At 35.9% G+C, this 21,853-nt stretch carries 22 protein-coding genes; 20 read left to right on the plus strand and 2 right to left on the minus strand.

All coding sequences use genetic code 11. The features are described from left to right. Positions 1 to 123: 123 nt before the first annotated feature. The 10 genes from miaB to EC501_RS01365 all read left to right on the plus strand — a co-directional run bounded on the left by miaB (position 124) and on the right by EC501_RS01365 (position 12,290). Positions 124 to 1,671: a tRNA (N6-isopentenyl adenosine(37)-C2)-methylthiotransferase MiaB gene (gene miaB / locus EC501_RS01320; protein ID WP_122970475.1), complete on the plus strand. Its 1,548-nt coding sequence runs from the start codon at positions 124 to 126 to the stop codon at positions 1,669 to 1,671. After that, positions 1,671 to 2,108, plus strand: coding sequence for a YlbF/YmcA family competence regulator (locus EC501_RS01325; RefSeq protein ID WP_122970476.1), 438 nt, complete (start codon positions 1,671 to 1,673; stop codon positions 2,106 to 2,108). Before miaB ends, EC501_RS01325 begins: the two co-directional genes overlap by 1 nt. Positions 2,109 to 2,510: 402 nt before the next feature. Beyond that, positions 2,511 to 3,095 (plus strand): outer spore coat protein CotE, encoded by a 585-nt coding sequence (cotE, locus tag EC501_RS01330; protein WP_122970477.1) that lies wholly within the window; start codon positions 2,511 to 2,513, stop codon positions 3,093 to 3,095. 291 nt (positions 3,096 to 3,386) lie between these two features. Beyond that, positions 3,387 to 5,996, plus strand: a complete 2,610-nt coding sequence (gene mutS, locus EC501_RS01335; RefSeq protein ID WP_122970478.1) for a DNA mismatch repair protein MutS — start codon at positions 3,387 to 3,389, stop codon at positions 5,994 to 5,996. A gap of 56 nt (positions 5,997 to 6,052) precedes the next feature. Further along, positions 6,053 to 7,933 (plus strand): DNA mismatch repair endonuclease MutL, encoded by a 1,881-nt coding sequence (mutL, locus tag EC501_RS01340; RefSeq protein ID WP_122970479.1) that lies wholly within the window; start codon positions 6,053 to 6,055, stop codon positions 7,931 to 7,933. 135 nt (positions 7,934 to 8,068) lie between these two features. After that, positions 8,069 to 9,706, plus strand: coding sequence for a glycerol-3-phosphate dehydrogenase/oxidase (locus EC501_RS01345; RefSeq protein WP_122970480.1), 1,638 nt, complete (start codon positions 8,069 to 8,071; stop codon positions 9,704 to 9,706). A gap of 12 nt (positions 9,707 to 9,718) precedes the next feature. Beyond that, a complete protein-coding gene (locus EC501_RS01350; protein ID WP_241559243.1) occupies positions 9,719 to 10,633 on the plus strand; it encodes an alpha/beta fold hydrolase in 915 nt (304 codons plus the stop codon). After that, a complete protein-coding gene (gene miaA, locus EC501_RS01355) occupies positions 10,630 to 11,559 on the plus strand; it encodes a tRNA (adenosine(37)-N6)-dimethylallyltransferase MiaA (RefSeq protein WP_122970481.1) in 930 nt (309 codons plus the stop codon). Before EC501_RS01350 ends, miaA begins: the two co-directional genes overlap by 4 nt. 65 nt (positions 11,560 to 11,624) lie before the next feature. Then, on the plus strand, positions 11,625 to 11,861 hold the full coding sequence (gene hfq / locus EC501_RS01360; RefSeq protein ID WP_122970482.1) for an RNA chaperone Hfq: 237 nt from the start codon (positions 11,625 to 11,627) through the stop codon (positions 11,859 to 11,861). 126 nt (positions 11,862 to 11,987) lie between these two features. Beyond that, a complete protein-coding gene (locus tag EC501_RS01365) occupies positions 11,988 to 12,290 on the plus strand; it encodes a rhodanese-like domain-containing protein (protein ID WP_122970483.1) in 303 nt (100 codons plus the stop codon). Between the two features lie 83 nt (positions 12,291 to 12,373). On the opposite strand, the gene EC501_RS01370 is transcribed toward EC501_RS01365, so the two are convergent. Beyond that, the gene (locus EC501_RS01370; RefSeq protein WP_122970484.1) at positions 12,374 to 13,027 is read right to left on the minus strand and encodes a trimeric intracellular cation channel family protein; all 654 of its coding nucleotides are present in this window, start codon (positions 13,025 to 13,027) and stop codon (positions 12,374 to 12,376) included. Between the two features lie 228 nt (positions 13,028 to 13,255). Between EC501_RS01370 and EC501_RS01375 the strand changes: the two genes are divergently transcribed. The 5 genes from EC501_RS01375 to glnA all read left to right on the plus strand — a co-directional run bounded on the left by EC501_RS01375 (position 13,256) and on the right by glnA (position 17,766). After that, positions 13,256 to 13,459, plus strand: coding sequence for a zinc ribbon domain-containing protein (locus EC501_RS01375; protein ID WP_122970485.1), 204 nt, complete (start codon positions 13,256 to 13,258; stop codon positions 13,457 to 13,459). 139 nt (positions 13,460 to 13,598) lie between these two features. Then, positions 13,599 to 14,846 carry a methionine gamma-lyase family protein gene (locus EC501_RS01380; RefSeq protein ID WP_122970486.1) on the plus strand — a complete coding sequence of 416 codons (1,248 nt, stop codon included), beginning with the start codon at positions 13,599 to 13,601 and terminating at the stop codon, positions 14,844 to 14,846. A gap of 181 nt (positions 14,847 to 15,027) precedes the next feature. After that, the gene (locus tag EC501_RS01385) at positions 15,028 to 15,645 is read left to right on the plus strand and encodes a hypothetical protein (RefSeq protein WP_122970487.1); all 618 of its coding nucleotides are present in this window, start codon (positions 15,028 to 15,030) and stop codon (positions 15,643 to 15,645) included. Between the two features lie 320 nt (positions 15,646 to 15,965). Next, positions 15,966 to 16,367 carry a MerR family transcriptional regulator gene (locus EC501_RS01390; RefSeq protein ID WP_122970488.1) on the plus strand — a complete coding sequence of 134 codons (402 nt, stop codon included), beginning with the start codon at positions 15,966 to 15,968 and terminating at the stop codon, positions 16,365 to 16,367. A 64-nt stretch (positions 16,368 to 16,431) separates the two neighbouring features. Further along, complete coding sequence (glnA, locus tag EC501_RS01395; protein ID WP_122970489.1) at positions 16,432 to 17,766, plus strand: type I glutamate--ammonia ligase; 1,335 nt, start codon at positions 16,432 to 16,434, stop codon at positions 17,764 to 17,766. Between the two features lie 118 nt (positions 17,767 to 17,884). Here the strand turns inward: glnA and EC501_RS01400 are convergent, their stop codons facing one another. After that, on the minus strand, positions 17,885 to 18,211 hold the full coding sequence (locus tag EC501_RS01400) for a hypothetical protein (RefSeq protein WP_122970490.1): 327 nt from the start codon (positions 18,209 to 18,211) through the stop codon (positions 17,885 to 17,887). Positions 18,212 to 18,331: 120 nt separating this feature from the next. Here EC501_RS01400 and EC501_RS01405 point away from each other — a divergent pair, with 120 nt between their 5' ends. The 5 genes from EC501_RS01405 (at position 18,332) to EC501_RS01425 (ending at position 21,711) form a co-directional block, all read left to right on the plus strand. Continuing rightward, a complete protein-coding gene (locus tag EC501_RS01405; protein WP_122970491.1) occupies positions 18,332 to 19,093 on the plus strand; it encodes a prepilin peptidase in 762 nt (253 codons plus the stop codon). 354 nt (positions 19,094 to 19,447) lie between these two features. Continuing rightward, entirely contained in the window at positions 19,448 to 19,807 is a 360-nt protein-coding gene (locus tag EC501_RS01410; RefSeq protein ID WP_122970492.1) for a hypothetical protein, read from the plus strand. A gap of 56 nt (positions 19,808 to 19,863) precedes the next feature. After that, the gene (locus EC501_RS01415; RefSeq protein ID WP_122970493.1) at positions 19,864 to 20,184 is read left to right on the plus strand and encodes a hypothetical protein; all 321 of its coding nucleotides are present in this window, start codon (positions 19,864 to 19,866) and stop codon (positions 20,182 to 20,184) included. A 15-nt stretch (positions 20,185 to 20,199) separates the two neighbouring features. Then, positions 20,200 to 20,751, plus strand: coding sequence for a hypothetical protein (locus tag EC501_RS01420; RefSeq protein WP_122970494.1), 552 nt, complete (start codon positions 20,200 to 20,202; stop codon positions 20,749 to 20,751). Between the two features lie 252 nt (positions 20,752 to 21,003). Next, positions 21,004 to 21,711, plus strand: coding sequence for a gamma-glutamyl-gamma-aminobutyrate hydrolase family protein (locus tag EC501_RS01425; RefSeq protein ID WP_122970495.1), 708 nt, complete (start codon positions 21,004 to 21,006; stop codon positions 21,709 to 21,711). The last annotated feature ends 142 nt before the right edge of the window (positions 21,712 to 21,853 follow it).

The following is a 21,853-nucleotide window of genomic DNA, read 5'->3' on the forward strand; positions in this document are numbered from 1 at the left end:
TCTTCATCAAAATATTTCAAAACTTTTAATACGCCATATTGTTCTTTCTCGCTATAATTCGTTATAATATTAAAATGGGATTCGAATGTGCGAAACCAATCTTGAAAGGAGTTTCTAGATTCAATGAATGAGGAACAACGACTAGCTAGTCAGCAAGTTAATCAACCAAAACCTACAAATGCTAAGCCCGAAAAGGATTATAGTAAATATTTCGAACGTGTCATTACGGCACCTTCATTAAAAGATGCGAAAAAACGTGGGAAAGAAGAAGTTAAATATCATAAAGATTTCGCCATTGATGAAGAGTTCTTAAAAATGGGCGAAGGTCGTAAATTTTTTATTCGTACGTACGGATGCCAAATGAACGAACATGACTCAGAAGTAATGGCTGGTATCTTCATGCAGCTAGGGTATGACCCAACTGATAAAATTGAAGAAGCAGATGTCGTATTATTAAACACTTGTGCAATCCGTGAAAATGCTGAAAATAAAGTATTTGGAGAACTTGGTTTCTTAGTAAAATATAAACGACAAAATCCAGAAATGTTAATCGGCGTATGTGGTTGTATGTCACAAGAAGAGTCGGTTGTAAATAAAATTTTAACAACATATCAACATGTCGATATGGTATTCGGAACACATAATATTCACCGTTTACCAAACATTTTAAAAGAAGCGTACATGTCGAAGGAAATGGTGATTGAAGTTTGGTCAAAAGAAGGGGACGTAATTGAAAACCTTCCAAAACAACGTAACGGTGCCATTAAAGCTTGGGTTAACATTATGTACGGTTGTGATAAGTTCTGTACATATTGTATCGTTCCTTATACCCGCGGGAAAGAACGTAGTCGTCGTCCCGAAGAAATTATCCAAGAAGTACGTGAGTTAGCTGCCCAAGGCTATCAAGAAATCATGTTGTTAGGTCAAAACGTAAATGCATACGGAAAAGACTTTACAGATATAGAGTACGGTCTTGGTGATTTAATGGACGAGTTACGTAAAATTGATATTCCACGTATCCGTTTCACAACGAGTCATCCACGAGACTTTGATGATCATTTAATCGAAGTATTAGCGAAAAAAGGGAACTTAGTAGAACATATTCATTTACCGGTTCAATCGGGTTCTAATGAAATTTTAAAAATTATGGCACGTAAATATACTCGTGAACATTTCTTACAATTAGTACAAAAAATTAAAGCTGCCATTCCAGATGTTGCTCTTACAACAGACATTATTGTCGGTTATCCAAACGAAACGGAAGAACAATTCCAAGAAACGCTCGATTTATATCGTGAAGTTGGATTTGAAACAGCCTTTACGTATATTTACTCTCCACGGGAAGGGACACCAGCTGCTAAAATGAACGACAACGTTCCACAAGAAGTGAAAAAGGAACGATTACAACGTTTGAATGCAGTTGTTGAAGAATTTTCCTCTGCAGCATTAAAAAAATACGAAGGTCAAACGGTCGAAGTGTTAGTTGAAGGTAGCAGTAAAAAACGAGATGACGTTTTAGCCGGTTATACAAGAAGAAATAAATTGGTAAACTTCGCAGGTCCAAAGGAATTAGTTGGCCATATTGTGAAAGTAAAAATACTCGAGGCGAAATCTTACTCCCTACGCGGTGAGTTTGTAGAAGTAGTTAATCGACATGAGGTGGAAGTATAATGACAACAAAGCTTTATACAAAAGATGAAATCGTAGAAAAAGCAAAAGAAATTGCCCATATGATTGCCAACACGGAAGAAGTGGAATTTTTCAAAAAGGCTGAAGAGCAAATTAACGAAAATCAACATGTTCGTGAAAAAATTGCAAGCTTAAAAACATTACAAAAACAAGCGGTTAATTTCCAGCACTTAGGAAAAGAAAAAGCATTAAAATTAATCGAAGAAAAAATTGCGAAAATCGAAGAAGAAATCGATGAGCTTCCAATTGTTCAACAGTTTAAGCAATCCCAAATGGATGTAAACGGCTTACTACAATTAGTATCAAATGCCATTGCTAACAACGTAACAAACGAAATTATCGAATCAACGGGTGGAGATCTATTACGTGGTGAAACTGGTTCAAAAGTTCGCAACAGTACACCTGGTAGTTGTTCATAATATTTTTAGTAAACGCCTCAATTTTTGAGGCGTTTTTCTTATGCATGATGTCCATACCACATTTTTTTACTACTCACCAAAACTTTCCTAGGCAACCCAATTTTTTAGGAACACAATTTGCCCATCTTTAATACTATAAATTGTCAGCAGCAAAAGATTCGAAAGTTCAAAGTACAATAACACTTACGTTTTCTAAAAAAGCATACCTTAGATATCCCACTGTTTGTTGAGAAAAGCGATAGCTCTAGTCTTTAATACTTTTTTCGGCACTTCTAAGGAGCAGTAACATGTGACAAGAAAACGTTACTTCAAAAATAATCGTAAAACGAATCCGTGACATTTCACCAATTAGGCAGAAGCCGCATACTATAGTTCGACAAGATGTAAAGGAGGAAAAATGCGTTGAAACGTTTGCGTCAAATTGTGACAAAAGCGGTTGTCGCTAAAGGTAAAAAACGAGTTGAAAGTAGTGAAGTGTTACGTCCTTCATTTACTCCAACAAGCATTTTAGGGTGCTGGGTTATTAACCACCACTACAATGCAAAGAAAGTTGGGAAATATGTAGAGGTTTCAGGTAAGTTCGATGTAAACGTGTGGTACGCGTACAATAATCACTCTAAAACAGCTGTACACACTGAAACAGTTCAATACAAAGATCGCATCAAACTTCATTACCGCGATGAAGAAGTAATCGATTCAAACGACTGTCATGTACGTGTATTACAACAACCTAACTGTATCGAAGCGGTCATTACACCAAATGGTGATTGCTTCAATGTCGTCATTGAACGTGAATTCCTAGTAGAAGTGATCGGTGAAACAAAAGTTGTTGTCTCTGTTCATACAACTGAAGTTGAAGAAGAATGGACATTTGAAGAAGAAAGCTCTTCTTCCAGCTCAAGTTCTAGCTCAAGCAGTTCATCTTCATCCTCGTCTTCTTCTAGCAGCGGCTACAAAATAAGTGACGAATCGTCATCATTTCATTAATAAAGTGAGAGCGCCATCTACTAAATAATAGTAGAACCCATCGGCGCTCTTCTTTATTTTCAAGCAATCTATAAAATGCCGTAAGTTTTGTATCCTCTAATGTTTCAAATATAAAGTTTCCTTTAATTAAAATTGGGAAACGTTAATTGTTAGTAGATTTTTGTTATACTAAAGGAGAAAATAAATTTTAAACAAAATTAGAATGGGAAAGATGTCGTTTTCGCTATTTCTAGTAAAACAAGATGTTTTTCCAATCATTAAGAGTAAACAGTAGTATAGAGAGGTAACAAAATGACGACATATACTCCAATGATCCAACAATATTTATTAATCAAGTCAGAATATGAAGATGCTTTTCTTTTTTATAGACTCGGTGACTTTTATGAAATGTTCTTTGAGGATGCCGTTAAAGCATCGCAAATTTTAGAAATTACGTTAACGAGTAGAGATGCGGGAACAAAAGAGCGAATTCCGATGTGTGGTGTACCCCATCATTCGGCAAAAGGATATATTGAAACTTTAGTATCAAAAGGTTATAAAGTAGCCATCTGTGAGCAAACGGAGGATCCTAAACAGGCGAAAGGTGTAGTGAAGCGGGAAGTTGTTCAACTGATTACGCCAGGTACGTTAATGGAAGGAAAAACGATTGACGGAAAGTCTAATCATTTCATTGCGAGCGCGGAACAACTGGGAGAGAATCAATTTGCCCTTGCTTATTTAGATATTTCGACTGGGGAAGCGGCCACAGCTATTATAGAAGGCGGCTCAAAAGCTTTACTTCAACAATTAATGGCCTTACATATTCGTGAACTTGTTGTGACTGAGCAATTACAAATTTTATTAGCTGAACAAGCGAGTAACTTAGGGATTGTTCTTTCATTAGAAAAACAAGAAATGCCAGAGGAAAAGTCCGGAAAATACATTGTTAACTTGCCAAAAGACTTACATGGTGTAGCAAAAAATTTATTGCAATATGTAGAACGTACTCAAATGCGTTCTTTATCCCATATTCAACCATTTACATATACCGAGACTAAGCAACATTTACGAATTGATACAAATTCCCAACGAAATTTAGAACTCCTCCAATCAATTCGTGGTGGCGACGAAAAGGGAACACTTCTTTGGTTATTAGATGAAACAGTCACAGCGATGGGGGGACGTAAGTTAAAACAATGGCTTCACCAACCTTTAGCGAATCGTAATGGGATTGAACGACGTCTAGCGATTGTGACAGATTTTCTAGATGAGTTTTTTGTTCGTAATGAACTACGAGAATTGTTGAAAAAAGTCTATGATTTAGAACGTTTAGCTGGCCGGGTTGCCTTTGGAAATGTGGGGGGGCGAGATTTAGCACAACTTCGTGAATCATTGCGCCAAGTGCCCTTCATTAAAGAACAACTTCTTCAGTCTGGAAAAGAAACATTAAGCAGTTTAGGTGAAAAGCTTGATGAATGTACCGATGTGGAACAGCTTTTATCAAAAGCGATTACCGATCATCCGCCGATTGCCATTAAAGAAGGGGACGTCATTCGGGAAGGCTATAATGATAAGCTCGATGAGTTACGTTTTGCTGCTCGCAACGGAAAAGATTGGATTGCCCAACTAGAACAAAAAGAACGGGAAATCACCGGCATTAAAAACTTGAAAATTGGATACAATCGTGTTTTTGGTTATTATATTGAAATTACAAAATCAAATGTGGCGAATGCGGATTTATCCCGTTATGAAAGAAAACAGACGTTAGCGAATGCGGAACGTTATATTACGGAAGAGTTAAAAGAAAAAGAAGCAATCATTTTAAATGCAGAAGAACAAAGTTTAGCATTGGAATATGATTTATTTGTAGAACTACGGGAGCAATTAAAATCCTTTATTCCTCGAGTACAAGCTTTAGCTTCTAGCATAAGTGAATTAGATGTTTATATAAGTTTCGCTGTCGTTTCTGAAAAGTACCGATTTGTCAAACCTGCTTTCCATGAAGGTCGGGCATTAAAAATTGTTGGTGGTCGTCATCCGGTCGTGGAAAAAATGTTAAATAAACAAATGTATGTACCGAACGATTGCATTTTAACAGAGGATAAAAACATGATGTTAATTACTGGGCCAAATATGTCCGGTAAAAGTACCTTCATGCGTCAAGTGGCGTTAATCGTTGTATTAGCCCAAATGGGTTGTTATGTTCCAGCTGATGAAGCTTACTTGCCAATAACGGATCAAATTTTCACACGTATTGGTGCAGCGGATGATTTAGTTGCGGGTCAATCAACCTTTATGGTGGAGATGTTGGAATCGCAACATGCCATCACGAATGCAACAGCGAACAGTTTACTATTATTCGATGAAATTGGCCGTGGAACATCTACCTACGATGGAATGGCTTTAGCCCAATCGATGATGGAATATATTCACGATAAAATTGGTGCCAATACGTTATTTTCTACCCATTATCATGAATTGACGGCTCTTGAACAACAATTACAACGACTTCAAAATGTTCATGTTAGTGCTACAGAAAAAGACGGCAAAGTAGTCTTTTTACATAAAGTGCGACAAGGTGCTGCAGATAAAAGTTATGGCGTTCACGTAGCCCAACTTGCTGAAATGCCAGAGGATATTATCGAACGGGCAAGAGTGTTGCTCCAACAATTCGAATCGAAAGACTCGGGGCAAGAAGTGGTAGCATCTATCGAAGACGTGCCAGTAGAAGATGGACTTCAGTTGTCATTATTTGAAGAAGAAAAAGGGAATGCAGGCAACAGGGAAGAAAGTCACTCTTTAACGCAAGCAGAACAAGAAGTTTTGGAACGTCTTGAGAAAATGAACATTATGGGAACATCACCAATTCAAGCAATGAATGTTCTATATGAACTACAACAAATGTTATTAAGTAAAAAATAAAATCAATTCGCACTCTTTTTAATGCGGATGAAAGCAATAAAAGGAGGTACTTCAACATGGGAAAAATTCAAATAATGGATGAATGGTTATCGAATAAAATAGCGGCAGGTGAAGTAGTAGAACGTCCGTCGTCTGTTGTAAAGGAATTAGTCGAGAATGCCATTGATGCAGGAAGTACATCAATTGAAGTTTTTCTTGAAGAAGCCGGGTTAACCTCCATTCAAGTTACGGATAATGGAAGTGGTATGGATGAGGAGGATGCATTAAAATCCTTCTCACGCCATGCAACTTCAAAAATTTCAAAGGAACAAGATTTGTTTCGTATTCGTACGTTAGGATTCCGTGGAGAGGCTTTGGCATCCATTGCCTCTGTGTCGAAAGTAACGTTGAAAACATCCGATGGAGAACACAATGGGTTAGAAATTCAATTGGAAGGTGGCCACGTCGTTTCCAAAAAACCAACCGCTTTCCGCAGAGGTACTGATATTACGATAGCTCAATTATTTTATAATACCCCGGCTCGTTTAAAGTATTTAAAAACGATTCAAACCGAGCTAGGTCATTCCATTGATTTTATGAACCGGTTAGCCCTCGCCTATCCGGAAATTGCCTTTAAACTTGTACATAATGGTGGAACGCTCCTTCAAACGAATGGTAGGGGGAATGTCCAACAAGTCATTGCGGCAATTTATGGAGTTCAAAATGCGAAAAAAATGATTCCCTTTAGCGCGGAATCGAAAGACTATAAAGTACATGGATTCGCTAGTTTACCAGAAGTGACACGGGCAAATAAAAATTATATGTCCATCTTTGTAAACGGCAGATGGGTAAAACATTATTTAGTGCAAAAAACGATTGTTGATGCCTATCATACGTATTTACCGATTGAACGTTATCCGCTAGTTGTATTGTACATTGAAGGGGATCCCTATTTAACGGACGTCAATGTTCATCCGGCGAAATTACAAATCCGATTAAGTAAAGAACAAGAGCTACTACCACTCATTCAAGAGGCGATTAATAAAGCGATTCGTTCGGCTATTCATGTACCGGTTGCTGAAAAGAAAGAAAAACCAGTACGCATTCCTACTGAGCAAATGAATCTTTGGAAACCGGCTCCTTCTCCTACCTTTGATGAGGCTAAAATCAACGCGATTGTGGACAAACTGAATGGGGAACAATCAATTGTCAAAGAAAGTACACAACCTCTTCAAAATGAAGAAGAATCGGAAGAGGACTTGTTCGTAGAGAAGCCGACGGAAATTGAGGAACAATGGGAAGTACCACCGATTCAACAAGAGGAACAACTATCAGCTCCACCTTCTAATGAGGAAGTAGTGGAAAAGAAAGAACCATTCCCAGAGCTGGAAATCGTCGGGCAAATTCACGGTACTTATATTGTTGCCCAAATGGAAGATGGCTTTTATTTAATTGATCAGCATGCAGCCCAAGAGCGAATTAAATATGAATATTTCCGGGAAAAGGTTGGGGAAGTGAATCCAAACGAACGACAATCTTTGTTACTTCCTTTAACTTTCCATTATTCAGCAGACGAAGCAATCATTTTAAAAGAAAATTTACAAGCCTTGCAAGAAGTCGGTGTCTTTTTAGAAGACTTTGGACAGTCTTCCTTTGTCGTACGGGAGCACCCGACTTGGTTCCCAAAGGGCTTTGAGCAGGAAATTATTGAAGAATTGATTGAACAAGTGTTAAAAACACGGAAAGCTGATGTGAAAAAACTTCGGGAAGATGCGGCCATTATGATGAGCTGTAAGAAGTCTATTAAAGCCAATTACTATTTGACGAAAGAGCAAATGGTCGTATTATTAAATGATTTACGGAAAGCCGATAATCCTTTTACATGTCCCCACGGTCGACCGGTTATGATTCATTTTTCTACTTATGAAGTCGAGAAAATGTTTAAACGGGTTATGTAGTAACGGATTATTTCAAGATAGTGAATAGGCGTTATTTCACATTGGATACTATTTAGTTATAATCGAATAAAATACAAGTTTTATAAATCATTAAATATGTTTTATCAACAAATCTTTTGTAAAGGGGAATTCATCATGTTTTCATTTAAAGAGCGTTCGAACATATTAAATACATTAAATCGTTATTCTTTTGATGTTCTTGTTATTGGCGGTGGCATTACAGGAGCAGGCATCGCCTTAGATGCTGCTTCCCGTGGACTGTCTGTTGCCCTTGTAGAGATGCAAGATTTTGCAGCAGGTACTTCCAGTCGTTCTACAAAGCTTGTCCATGGAGGATTAAGATATTTAAAACAATTGGAAGTCGGACTTGTGGCGGAAGTGGGCCGTGAGCGGGAAATCGTTTATGAAAATGGAGTCCATGTTACACGTCCAGAGTGGATGTTGCTTCCGCTTTATAAAGAAGGAACTTTAGGGAAAATGACGACTAGAGCTGCCCTTACCCTTTACGATCGGTTAGCCCAAGTACGTAAAGAAGAACGCCGCAAAATGCTTTCATCAAAAGAAGCCCTTGATAAAGTACCTTTATTGAAAACGGAAGGATTACTCGGTGCAGGATATTACGTTGAGTATAAAACAGATGATGCCCGACTAACGATGGAAGTATTGAAAAAAGCAGTAGAATACCAATGTGTATGTCTTAACTACGCACGGGTAACGGATTTTGAATATAAAAAGAAAAAAATAGTTGGGGCAAATGTACGAGATGAAATAACGGGCGAACGCATTACAATCCATGCTCACCAAATTGTAAATGCGACAGGTCCATGGGTAGACGAAGTGCGAAAAATGGATAAAATCCATAATAAGAAAAATATTCGTCATACTAAAGGGGTTCATATTGTAATCGATCAATCTAAACTGCCATTACAACAAGCAGTATATTTTGATACAGAAGATGGCCGTATGGTTTTTGCCATTCCTCGAGATGGTAAGACTTATGTAGGAACGACGGATACATTTTTCGAAGATGATTTAGTACAGCCAGTTGCAACGAAAGAAGATATTGAGTATTTAATTAAGTCCATTCATTATATATTCCCGAAAGTAACAATTAATACAAGTGACATCGAATCGACTTGGGCTGGAGTACGTCCTTTAATTTCCCAAGAAGGAAAGGATCCGTCTGAAATTTCCCGTAAAGATGAAATTTGGGTCGCTCCAAGTGGTCTTTTAACTGTTGCGGGAGGGAAATTAACGGGCTATCGACAAATGGCCGAAACAATTGTCGATAAAATCGTGAAAATCCATAAATTTAAACATGCATCCGAATGTGTTACGAAGGAATTATCAATATCGGGAGCAAAAGGTTTAAATTCTTTCAATTTCAAAGATTATGTAGCGAACAAATCGAGAACAGGAATTGAGTTAGGTATTCCTTTTGATGAAGCGAAAAAGTTAGTTGAAAGATACGGTACAAATGTCGATGAAGTGTTCCAATATGCGAAATCTGTCAATACGAGTGAAATAACAATTCCCCTTTCTCTCTATGCGGAACTGCTTTATTCTATTTATTATGAAATGGCGATGACACCAAGTGATTTCTTTATTCGTAGAACGGGCTATCTATTCTTCAATATTGAATTAGTGGAGCAATATCGGGAACAAATTATTGAAATTATGAGCAACATTTTAGGCTATTCGGACAGTGAAAAAGTCTTTTATAAAATGCAACTAGAACAATATATTGAAGATGCGAAAAATCCAATGAAATAGGGTGAAACTTGATTGGAAAAGCTAACAGAAGTTCTTCAAATGGATGATGGACATAAAATTTTTGTCCGTAAATTTGAACCGAAGAACAAACCGAAGGGACATTTTCATATTTTGCATGGAATGGCAGAGCATGGAGGTCGATATGAATCCTTTGCTTTAGCATTAGCAGCTCAAGGTTATTTCGTTACAGCCCATGATCATCGCGGTCATGGGCAAACGGCTGAATTAAATGGACAACTTGGCTATTTTGGCGATGATAATGGGTTCAATCGTGTAGTCGAAGATGTATTCGAAGTCATTCAGCATTATAGTGTTGGCCAAAATGTTCAAGAAACGATACTTTTTGGACATAGTATGGGGTCTTTTATCGCTCGTCGTTTTATTCAGCTCTATAGCGGCATGATTGATAAATGCATTTTATGTGGTACCGGAATGACGACTACGGTGCATAAACTGGGAAATGCCCTTGCGAAATCCCTTTGTGTCGTAAAGGGAAAAAATATGCCTAGTCAATTAATGAATGATTTAAGTTTCGGTAGTTTTAATCGGAATGTATTGAATGCGAAAACTCTTTATGATTGGCTTTGTAATAATGATGAGGAAGTAGAAAAATATATTCAAGACCCTTACTGTGGCTTTGTGCCGACCAATCAATTTTTTGTAGACTTAACCGATGGATTATTGTTAATTCATCGGAAAAAGGAACTCATGAACATCCGAAAGGACTTACCGATACTTTTAATAAGCGGAAGTGAAGATCCCGTTGGTAGTAGTGGTTCTGGTGTATTCAAAGTTGCTAAGGAACTTAAAAATGCTGGTTTAACGGATGTTGTCGTCTATCTCTTTGAGGGGATGCGACATGAAATTTTAAAGGAAAAAAATAATGAACATGTGTTTCATGTGATAACACGGTGGTTAAGTAGATGAAGGAAGACACAATCGAAGTAGTGGCCATTGTTGGCCCAACTGCTTCAGGAAAAACAGCTTTAAGTATTAAAATGGCAAAGGCATTTAATGGCGAAATTATAAACGGAGATTCGATGCAAATATATAAAGGACTCGATATTGGGACGGCCAAAGTTACGGAAGAAGAGATGGAAGGTGTTCCCCATCATTTATTGAGCTTTAAAGAGCCGACAGAAAGTTTTTCCGTTGCGGAATATCAATCGTTAGTTCGAGAAAAAATCGCTGAAATACAAGGGCGTGGAAAGTTACCGATTATCGTTGGTGGAACAGGCCTTTATGTACAAGCGGTTCTTTACGATTTTCAATTTACGAAAGAAGAAGTCGATGAAGAAGCGCGGAAAAAATATTATGATCAGTTGATGGAAATTGGACCCGATGCTATGCATGCTAAGTTAGCCGAGCTAGATCCAGAAACAGCGAAAACAATCCATCCGAATAACACTCGCCGTGTTATTCGAGCATTAGAAATGATCGAACTTCACGGTGTTTCTAAGGCAAGCGAAGAACATAATCGGGGGACAATTCCTTTATACAATCATTTAATCATTGGAATAGACATGGATCGAGAAAAATTATATGAACGCATTAATTTAAGGGTTGACCTTATGATGGAAAATGGGTTGCTTGAAGAGGTTCGTGGATTGTGGGAACGTGGAATCCGAAATGTACAATCTGTTCAGGCTATTGGATATAAAGAGCTCTATGATTATTTGGACGGGCGAATAACGTTAGCAGAGGCAATCGAACAATTAAAACAAAATTCGAGACGCTACGCCAAACGTCAATTAACATACTTCCGAAATAAAATGGATGTTCAATGGATTGGAACAGATTGGCATGCCATTGAAAAATATTCTAAATTTTTCAATAATGAAGAAGGAAAATAATGTCGAGTTGCCGAATACATTACTATATGACTATCCAAAATAGAAATAGATGAGGTGTATTGGGCGTGAAATCAATCAATCTTCAAGATACTTTTCTAAATAATTTACGGAAAAACAACACATTTGTTACAGTATTTTTATTAAATGGCTTCCAACTAAAAGGGTTAGTGAAGTCTTATGATAATTTTACCGTTTTATTAGAAGTGGACGGAAAACAACATCTAATTTATAAACACGCAATATCAACTTTCACACCTTCTAAGCATGTTTCACTTACGCCAGAAGGAGAAGGACAATCGTAACAAAATCGGCAGTTAATTACTTGCCGGTTTTTTTCTTATTCAAGTTACATATCACAATCCAGTAAATTGCGGGGAACCTAATTTTTCATTATAATGACAATAGTTTTAAATTTGGAGGTTTCAATGATGAAAACAATGACAACGGATGAGTTAATCGATTTATTAGATGCAAATGAAGATTTAAATATTATCGATGTACGCGAAGATTTTGAAGTAGAACATGGAATGATTCCAGGGGCAATTCATATTCCACTAGGCTCTATTCCAGAACGTGCACCTGAATTAGATAAATCAAAGGAATATATTATGGTTTGTAAAGGTGGCGTCCGTAGTGCCAATGCTGGGGAGTATTTAGAATCCCAAGGTTTCAAAGTGGTTAACTTAGAAGGCGGTATGATGGCCTACGATGGTGAATTAGAATTTAAATAATAGGTATTCCAATTTTTCAATGTTAAATAAATAAACCCCGTAAACTGTGCACTTGAGTTTACGGGGTCGTTTATTTAAATAGATTATCTATGTGCTTTGTTATTTGTTGAAAGTTTAAAAGTTGGGCTTTCTTCAGTCTTTTTTAAAGTCCTTACTGGAAGTCTCCAATGCTTCATATAAGATAGTATACGTAAAGTTGTAATGACGACAAATAAAGCGTATAGGAAAAGATCTCCTTCAACTAATTCTAACCCGATCATTAAACCTGCACCTGCTGCCCATACAGCGTATATTTCATCACGAAGTACTAATGGTTTTCTCCGTGCTAATAAATCTCGAATAATTCCACCACCGGAACCAGTTAAAACGGCTGCAACAATGACGGCACTAATCGGAAGTTCTAATGATACGGCATAAATTGCGCCTTGAATGGCAAAGGCAGACAACCCGATTGCATCCGTAAAATTGCCCCAACGATTCCAATGTTTAATTAAATGATGTGGAACAAGGAAAAAGATAGTAATTGCTGCAATGGCAATTTGAAACATCATTTCTTGGCTCCAAAGGGTAGAAACTGGCAAACCAATTAATAAATTTCGAACAGCTCCTCCACCAAATGCTGTGACAATCCCTAGTAAATACACACCAAAAAGATCATATTCTTCTTCCATGGCTACAATCGCACCAGAAATTGCAAAGGCAATGGTCCCAATGATACTAAATACTTCCCATGCCATAAAATTGCCTCCTTAACTTAACATGCAACATTGAGAATAGCAGTTTCATAGAGGATAGTAAAGGGAAAATTTTTAATTTAAAGAAAATCTTTTTTCCTCGAATTATAGGATGATTGGTTGGGATGGAGATAGCATGAAACCAGCTTTTTAAAGGTAAAATAAAAGTACATATGAAACCATTTCCATTTATTGTCGTATATCAATTAAATTTGAAAGGGGAATCGATACATGACTAAAAATGGATGTATAAAATGTGGTAGTCAAGATGCAGGGAAAAAGGAAGTAGCAATGACGGGAACAGGATTATCGAAAATGTTTGATGTCCAAAAGAATGAATTTATCGTTGTTTATTGTAATAACTGTGGATATTCGGAATTTTATAATAAACAGGTTTCCACTACTTCCAATATCCTCGATTTATTTTTTGGTTAATAGAAAACAAACTTTATAAAGGGTGTTATTGAACGTTTCTTTCTACTATCCGTTCTAAAATAGTTGAAATGCTTCCGAGAATTGATAAGATGATATAGGATATTTAGTTATTGCAGTAAAAAGAAACGGAGTTTTAAACATGGCATTTATTTCAACATTGCAGCCAGAGACGTTGCAATTAGCAAAAAAAGTGGAAGATAAAATACAGCCATTTCATAAAAAAATCGATGAAATGGCATTTTATAACCAACAAAAAGTATTGGCCGCTTTTCGAAAACATCAAGTAAGTGACTTTCATTTGCATCCATCGACTGGTTATGGCTATGACGATGAAGGCCGGGATAATTTAGAAAGGGTCTATGCAGAAACATTTGGAGCAGAAGCTGCCATTGTTCGGGGTCAAATTATTTCAGGTACTCACGCCATTACGTTAAGTTTATTTGGTGTGTTAAGACCTGGAGATGAATTAGTCTACATTACAGGAAAACCGTATGATACCCTTCAATCGATTGTCGATGGGGGAGACAAAGACACAGGCTCCCTTAAGGATTTTGGCATCGGTTATTCCCATGTTGATTTAATTGAGGATCAATTTATCGATTGGGAAGGAGTGGGAGCTGCGATTGGTGACAAAACAAAAATGGTCGCGATTCAACGTTCGAAAGGTTATGCTACACGTCCTTCCTTTACAATAGAAGAAATTCAAGAATTGTGTCAAAAAATTCGCGAAATCAAGTCTGATGTGGTCATTTTTGTGGACAACTGCTATGGAGAATTTGTAGAAGCAATGGAGCCTACGGAAGTAGGAGCGGATTTAATGGCAGGATCATTAATTAAAAATCCAGGTGGCGGTCTTGCAAAAATTGGTGGGTATATTGCAGGTCGTGCAGATTTAGTAGAGAAATGTGCTTATCGAATGACTTCACCAGGTATTGGAGCAGAAGCAGGTGCTTCTTTAAATACGTTAGCTGACTTTTACCAAGGATTCTTTTTAGCGCCACATGTAGTAGCACAAAGTTTAAAAGGAGCTGTCTTTACTTCAGCAATGCTAGAGGAAATTGGCATGACGACGTATCCTCACTTTACAGCGAAACGTACGGATTTAATTCAATCAGTTTCCTTCCAAACGGCCGATCAAATGGTAGCGTTTTGTCAGGAGATTCAAGCAGCTTCACCAATTAATGCCCACTTTGCACCAGTTCCAGCTTATATGCCAGGATATGAAGATGATGTCATTATGGCAGCCGGTACCTTTGTACAAGGGTCCAGTATTGAGTTAACAGCAGACGGACCCATTCGACCGCCATATACAGCTTATATTCAAGGTGGACTTACTTACGAACATGTGAAATATGCTGTTTGTAGTGCGGTACAAAAATTAAAATAATAAATGAAAGGCGGCTTATTTTAAGTCGTCTTTTTTAGTTGGAAATAGAGGAAGTATTCTGTAGATGATATTTTTTTGATTTTAACACTTAAAATAAGGAGGAAACTTTAAGGAATTTATTAATATACTTTCCGTTTGAAAAATATAGTGTTAATAAAACTTTCCATGATTGGGGTTGTGTATGGGGCAAATTAGTAGAAATCGGAACTACGACCTCATTTTAAAACTTTTTATATTGATGTGGATTCTTACCGTCGTCGGCGTATTGTTTGCTCTTTTATTACCGATATCAGTCGTTATTCTTTTATCAATTATTTGTATTGGAATGATTGTTTTTACGTTTATAATGCGGCTTGGGAGTGTCATTATTTTTATTATTCCCTTTTTAATGGGGGTTCTCCATTTCTTATTTCTTGTGATTTTAATTGAATGGCTTGGTGCAGCACTTGTCGTCTCGGTATTTATAGGTACTATTCTTATTTTTTTATTAATTGCTTTAATCGGAATGCGATTTGTCATCGTTATTTCCGATGTGCTAATTTACTTTTTTACTGTTCTCATTGTGTTCGTAGTCTTTGGATTTATATATATATTCATTCCAGTAAGCAGTACGTTCTTCCTTGTCGTTGCGGGTATTTTTGTATTAGCTTTCGCACTTTACACAGTGTACGAAATTGATGTAATGCGCAGTCATTATATTCGGGAAAGTGAAATTATTCTATTCGCCCTTAGGTTATATTTAAATTTCCTTTATGTTGTCATTGAAATCGGACTATCCTCTAAAAAATTCCGCTATTAAGAAAAACCTCACATTTTTATGTAGAATGGTACGTTATTCTGCAGAAACCGTTGATATCAATAGTTTCTGCATTTTTTTTATGGCTATTTTTTTAAAATGACTTACATGATGAAAAAAATTTTTATGTATTTTAACCTATTTTTTCATTCTTTTTAACAGTTCGTGTCATTATAAAGAAACTAAAAATAATCAATTTTAAGCAAATTCTAACTAAAATGAAAGAAGTTTTGCCTGTTTTCTCTATAATGTTAGTTTTTCTAACGTAGAATTGACAAGCTACCTTACTGAAGGTATGATATGTAGTAAGGGAGGTGAATTAAATGGGAAGTGAAAGAAGATCAAGTGAATTACGAAGATCGATGCCGCTTTTACCGATTGGTACGGTTATGCAGTTAACCGAACTGTCAGCGCGTCAAATTCGCTACTATGAAGAACACGATTTAATTCAGCCACACCGTACGGAAGGGAATCGAAGAATGTTTTCTTTAAATGATGTCGATACGCTTCTAGATATAAAAGATATGTTAGAGCAAGGCGTGAACATGGCAGGTATTAAGAAAGTATTTGAAATGAAAAATAATCCTGCGGTTCAAGCTGTAAAAGCAAAAGAAGAAATTTCAGATTCAGAGTTACGTCGTATATTACGCGAAGAAATGCGTATGGCAGGACGTCATCAAAAAACTTCTTTACGACAAGGGGATTTATCGCGTTTCTATCAATAAAAAAACGCGTGAATTATAAAAAATAAAATTGCTAAATAAGGGAAAAGTAGGAGTGTGGAATACTGTGGCAAAATATACAAGAGATGATATTAAGCGTCTTGTAGAAGAAAAAGAAGTAAAATATATTCGTCTACAATTTACGGACATTCTAGGAACAATTAAAAACGTTGAAATTCCAGTAAGTCAATTAGACAAAGCATTAGATAACAAAATGATGTTTGATGGTTCTTCTATTGAAGGTTTTGTTCGAATTGAAGAATCAGATATGTATTTATATCCTGATCTTGATACATTCATGGTATTCCCATGGACTGCTGAAAAAGGGAAAGTGGCACGATTCATCTGTGATATCGTAAATCCAGATGGAACACCATTTGCTGGTGACCCACGTTCAAACTTAAAACGTGTATTAGCGAATATGGAAGAGCTAGGATTCACTAGCTTTAACTTAGGGCCAGAACCAGAATTCTTCCTATTCAAATTAGATCAAAAAGGTGAACCAACATTAGAATTAAATGATGATGGTGGATACTTCGACTTAGCACCAACAGACCTTGGTGAGAACTGCCGTCGTGATATCGTATTAGAATTAGAAGAAATGGGCTTTGAAATTGAAGCTTCTCACCATGAAGTGGCTCCAGGACAACACGAAATTGACTTCAAATATGCAAATGTTGTAGAAGCATGTGATAACATCCAAACATTCAAATTGGTTGTAAAAACAATCGCTCGTAAACACGGTTTACATGCGACATTTATGCCAAAACCACTTTACGGTGTAAACGGTTCTGGTATGCACTGTAACGTTTCTTTATTCAGAGGAAAAGAAAACGCGTTCTTCGATGAAAAAGCTGAAATCGGTTTATCTGAAACGGCGATGCAATTCATGGCAGGTGTATTAGCTCACGTACAAGGATTTACAGCGATTACAAATCCAACTGTAAACTCTTATAAACGTTTAGTACCTGGTTATGAAGCACCATGTTACGTAGCTTGGTCAGCTCAAAACCGTTCACCTTTAATTCGTGTACCAGCTTCTCGTGGTTTATCGACTCGTATCGAATTACGTTCAGTAGACCCTTCTGCTAACCCTTATTTAGCATTAGCTGTAATTTTAGAATCTGGTTTAGAAGGTATTCGTCAAAAAATGACACCACCAGCTGCAATCAACCGTAACATCTATATTATGAGTGAAGAAGAGCGTAAAGCAAATGGTATTGACAACTTACCAGCTTCACTAAGTGATGCACTTGTTGCATTAGAAAACGATGAAGTTGTGAAACGTGCACTAGGTGAACATATTTATGCGAACTTTAGAGAAGCAAAAGAAATCGAATTTGATATGTTCCGTACAGCTGTTCACCCTTGGGAACGCGAACAATATATGAAAATGTACTAATCGTCATTTTCTCTACCCGGTATGCATTGATGTATACCGGGTTTTTGAATTATGAAGGAAATTAATATAAAATTTCTTCGTAAAGGGTGGTCACAGAGGGGAAAGTTTTTGGTTTCAATTAACGATTTTTCGTATAACGTGTAAATTGAAATATGGCGATTAATAGGCTAATCATACTGATCGCCCAAAAGATACTTGCCATTCCAATTTGAGCAGAGTTTTCTTCTGAAGCCATTGGATGATATTGATCGATTTCTAAATTAAAGCCATTCATAAAGAAATAAAAACTAATTGATAATAACAATAAGTGTAATAAAATAAAAGCATATGCTATACTATTTTTTCTGTTTTTAACCCACAACATGATAGTAGATAATGCAAAAATGAATAGAACAAAGGTAAAACCAATAGTTAATAAGCTTGGAAATTCCACTTCTACTAGCATTAAAATTACCTCCTTCCGATCATCTTCATATTAACAAAAATTCCAATTTTATGAAATATACTTTAAAATTATTAACAGCTATAACATATATTGATTCAACAAGTTTTAGAGGTGTTGTAAATGGAAATTAGTTTTGTAGTATTCCCATTCATCATCGGGCTTGTTTTAGGTTCCTTTTTCAATGTAGTAGGATTAAGAGTCCCGAAAAATGAATCAATCGTCGAACCACCTTCCCATTGTTCAAAATGTAAACGGCGATTAACACCCCTCGACTTAATACCTGTAGTTTCATACTTATGTTTAAGAGGGAGATGTCGGACATGTGGTACGAAAATTTCTCCGCTCTATTTATGGATTGAACTTTTAACTGGCATTCTCTTCACGATGGCTACATACAAAATCGGTTTTACTTCGGAATTAGCAGTAGTTCTCCTATTTATCTCTCTATTAATCATTATTGTTGTTTCCGACATTGTTTACATGATTATCCCTGATAAAATACTCCTTTTCTTTTTACCTTTTTTAATTTTAGGCAGAATATTAGTGCCTCTTGATCCATGGTGGGATAGTGTTGTAGGTGCCATTATAGGTTTTGGGATGCTTTACTTCATCGCATTTGTGTCAAAAGGTGGTATAGGTGGGGGAGATATTAAACTTTTCTTTTTAATTGGACTTGTTCTAGGATGGAAGAATACGATTTTAACATTGTTTTTAGCTTCAATAATTGGACTAATTATAGGGATTATAACGTTAAAAGTAAGAGCAGAGGGTAAAAAGACTCCGTTTCCTTTTGGTCCGGCAATTGCTATTTCCGCTATTACTGTTTATTTCTATGGGGACTTGATTGTTAAGTGGTATATTATTCTCCTTTTGAAAGAATAATGGTTAAATTTAAAATAAAGAATTATAATAGTTCAATTTTGAATTTAGTACGGTTAATAAAATATAATTGTTAGTTAGTTCCACTATAGTTAAAGATTACTCCAAACTAAAGCTTGCTCTGAAAATCTGGTTTTATAGTTTAAAAGAAACAGCTTAATATACTTTAGTTCTTTAACTTAAATATAAATTGGAACCATGAGAACGTGTTCTAATTTGATATAATTTTGGTTTTTTAATGGTAAATTTTGTATAAATGTTATAATGTCAGTAAATGGATGTTAGACTAAAAATAGCTCGAGTGTAAAAAATTGACATGTCATTAATACTACTAATAATCAATGGGAGATTAATGAAATGAACTTTAAAAAAAGTATTTCCATATTAACTGTAATAACCCTTATATTTAGTTTAATCGGACCTATCCACTCCAGTGCAAATACATTTTCAGATGGAGAAATAAAGGATAATTCTATTGAAGCAATTGATATTAATACTAAGTTTGTCGAATCAGAATTAGAGGTACAAAAACCAAAACATAACATTATATATCCTGAACTAGCATTAGAAGAAACGGAATTTTCTAATATCCCAGACATTCAACCTATGTGTGGACCTTTATGTGTATTAATTGCTGTTATTGCTACAAGAGCAATAGTAAGTGGTGTATCAAGAGCAATTTTAAAAATTCAGCAGGTAAAACTATTAAAACTTTAGTACCTGCTCCTAAAAATGCTGCGGCAAATGCAGTTAAGAATTATACTACAAAGAGTGTGAAAGCAAATGGTAGAACTTACAGTGTTACCAAAACAGATATGAAACATTTTTTAGAACGCCATTCAATGAATCATTGGAATGGAAGTTGGGCACCGGGAAAAACAAGTCAAACATTTTTTTATCAAGGAATGACAATACAACGTTTAGATACAAATATTTTAAATGGTTTAAAACAAAATGCTAGTAAGTTACCATCTAGTGGATTTAAACAATTTAACTATACTTATAATAATATAACTTATGTTATTGGGGTTAATGGAACCACAAAAAGGGTTACACAGATTTATCCTAAAAAAACTTATGTTAATCCTTATTAGGAAGGAGAATTATGCTTGTTTAATGTAAAAACCTGGGTAAGCTATGACACTTGGCTTAGTGATCCACAACCAATAAATGAAATTGAGAAAAATTTCTATGTATTTGATGAACCGGAGAATGAAGAAATTCTTCGAAAGCTAATGAACCCAAGTATAGAAGAATCACCATATCCATTTAGAGGGTTCGTTCAAGTAACATATAACGGTCGTGAAATTTTTGGCCAAACAATATTTTCTTTAATTGACCATGTTTGGGCAACTTACCAAAGTTTATTAAAAGAAACATTTGAAAAAGGATATGCTAACGTATTTCATCCTGAAGGTGAAATAATAGCAATCTCTTTAAACACTGATAAAAAAAATCCCTCCCAACTTGAATTATCAGTTTTTCCTAACGACTTAGAATTTCGTAAAGATTTTATCTTACCAAAGAAAGCATTTATGAAAGCCATGTATGAAGGGCTAATAAAATATTATAAAACATATGCGACCTACTGTGAAAATGAAGATGTAAAGCAAAATTTAAAAATGGATTTAGAAACTTTTTTAAAAAATCCATTATATTAAGAGTTTAACTTAGATTTTTTAATAGTTTAAAACATAGCTGATAGCTACACTTTTACTTAATCATCTAATAGCGCCCGCGTGTTTTTGTAGGCGCTATTTATATGTTCGTTCAAAGTCTAAATGTAAATTAATCTATTTATTTTGAAGGTACTTTAACAGAAAAGATAAATCCTTTTAAAGGAGATAATTAACCCTATCTAGAATATTCTATAACAGTTTTATTTGTAATAGATTGATTCTGGAGGTGCTTAGATGAAACCGATTATTGGTGTGACAATGACGGAGAGCAATGGACAGTATTGTATAAATGAAGCGTATGTGAAGTCGATTTTAAACGCAGGTGGCATTCCATTTGTGCTACCCTTTGGTGTAGAAAAAGATGCGGCCCAATTTATTACAAAAATCGATGGCTTATTACTAACGGGTGGGGTAGATGTTCACCCTCATTATTTTCATGAGGAGCCTCATTTAAACTTAGGGCATGTGATGTTAGAAAGGGATCAAATGGAGATGACACTTACTAAAGTCGCTTTAGAAAGAAAAATACCGATTTTCGGTATTTGTCGTGGAATCCAATTGTTGAATATCGCAATGGGAGGAAATCTTTATCAAGATATCAATTCCCAATATGAATCTACGCCCATCCTTCATCAACAAAGGGCAAGTAGATATGTACCATCCCACTATATTGAAATAAAGTCAAATAGTCATTTGCACCAAATCATAGGTAAAGAAAAAATAGCAGTAAATTCGTTCCATCACCAATCAGTTAAAGACGTTCCAGAATCTTTTTCCATTACCGCAAAGGCAACGGATGGAATTATTGAAGCGATAGAGTTAAAAGATTATCCATTTTGTATAGGGGTTCAGTGGCACCCTGAAGAAATGGCAGTTACACAAGAAGAACATTCTCAAAAATTATTTAAAGCCTTTATTGATGCGAGTAGTAAAACAAATTAATTGTTCGTGTTCGTATTAATGGGTTCTAAGTCAAATGTTGGGGTGAGCATTTAGCTCACTCCTAATTTATGCGACCCGAACATCTATATTTTTATATTGATGGTGTAATAACACCTTTAATCTGAATCGATCAAATCGTTTA

The organism is Lysinibacillus halotolerans (assembly GCF_003711845.1).
GTDB classification, from domain to species: domain Bacteria; phylum Bacillota; class Bacilli; order Bacillales_A; family Planococcaceae; genus Ureibacillus; species Ureibacillus halotolerans.

Excerpts from the sequence above, each read along its gene's own strand:
- miaB (WP_122970475.1), top strand. The coding sequence starts at position 124 with ATGAATGAGGAACAACGACTAGCTAGTCAGCAAGTTAATCAACCAAAA.
- EC501_RS01325 (WP_122970476.1), top strand. The coding sequence starts at position 1,671 with ATGACAACAAAGCTTTATACAAAAGATGAAATCGTAGAAAAAGCAAAA.
- mutS (WP_122970478.1), top strand. The coding sequence starts at position 3,387 with ATGACGACATATACTCCAATGATCCAACAATATTTATTAATCAAGTCA.
- mutL (WP_122970479.1), top strand. The coding sequence starts at position 6,053 with ATGGGAAAAATTCAAATAATGGATGAATGGTTATCGAATAAAATAGCG.
- EC501_RS01345 (WP_122970480.1), top strand. The coding sequence starts at position 8,069 with ATGTTTTCATTTAAAGAGCGTTCGAACATATTAAATACATTAAATCGT.
- miaA (WP_122970481.1), top strand. The coding sequence starts at position 10,630 with ATGAAGGAAGACACAATCGAAGTAGTGGCCATTGTTGGCCCAACTGCT.
- EC501_RS01365 (WP_122970483.1), top strand. The coding sequence starts at position 11,988 with ATGAAAACAATGACAACGGATGAGTTAATCGATTTATTAGATGCAAAT.
- EC501_RS01370 (WP_122970484.1), bottom strand. The coding sequence starts at position 13,027 with ATGGCATGGGAAGTATTTAGTATCATTGGGACCATTGCCTTTGCAATT.
- EC501_RS01375 (WP_122970485.1), top strand. The coding sequence starts at position 13,256 with ATGACTAAAAATGGATGTATAAAATGTGGTAGTCAAGATGCAGGGAAA.
- EC501_RS01380 (WP_122970486.1), top strand. The coding sequence starts at position 13,599 with ATGGCATTTATTTCAACATTGCAGCCAGAGACGTTGCAATTAGCAAAA.
- EC501_RS01385 (WP_122970487.1), top strand. The coding sequence starts at position 15,028 with ATGGGGCAAATTAGTAGAAATCGGAACTACGACCTCATTTTAAAACTT.
- EC501_RS01390 (WP_122970488.1), top strand. The coding sequence starts at position 15,966 with ATGGGAAGTGAAAGAAGATCAAGTGAATTACGAAGATCGATGCCGCTT.
- EC501_RS01400 (WP_122970490.1), bottom strand. The coding sequence starts at position 18,211 with ATGCTAGTAGAAGTGGAATTTCCAAGCTTATTAACTATTGGTTTTACC.
- EC501_RS01405 (WP_122970491.1), top strand. The coding sequence starts at position 18,332 with ATGGAAATTAGTTTTGTAGTATTCCCATTCATCATCGGGCTTGTTTTA.
- EC501_RS01410 (WP_122970492.1), top strand. The coding sequence starts at position 19,448 with ATGAACTTTAAAAAAAGTATTTCCATATTAACTGTAATAACCCTTATA.
- EC501_RS01425 (WP_122970495.1), top strand. The coding sequence starts at position 21,004 with ATGAAACCGATTATTGGTGTGACAATGACGGAGAGCAATGGACAGTAT.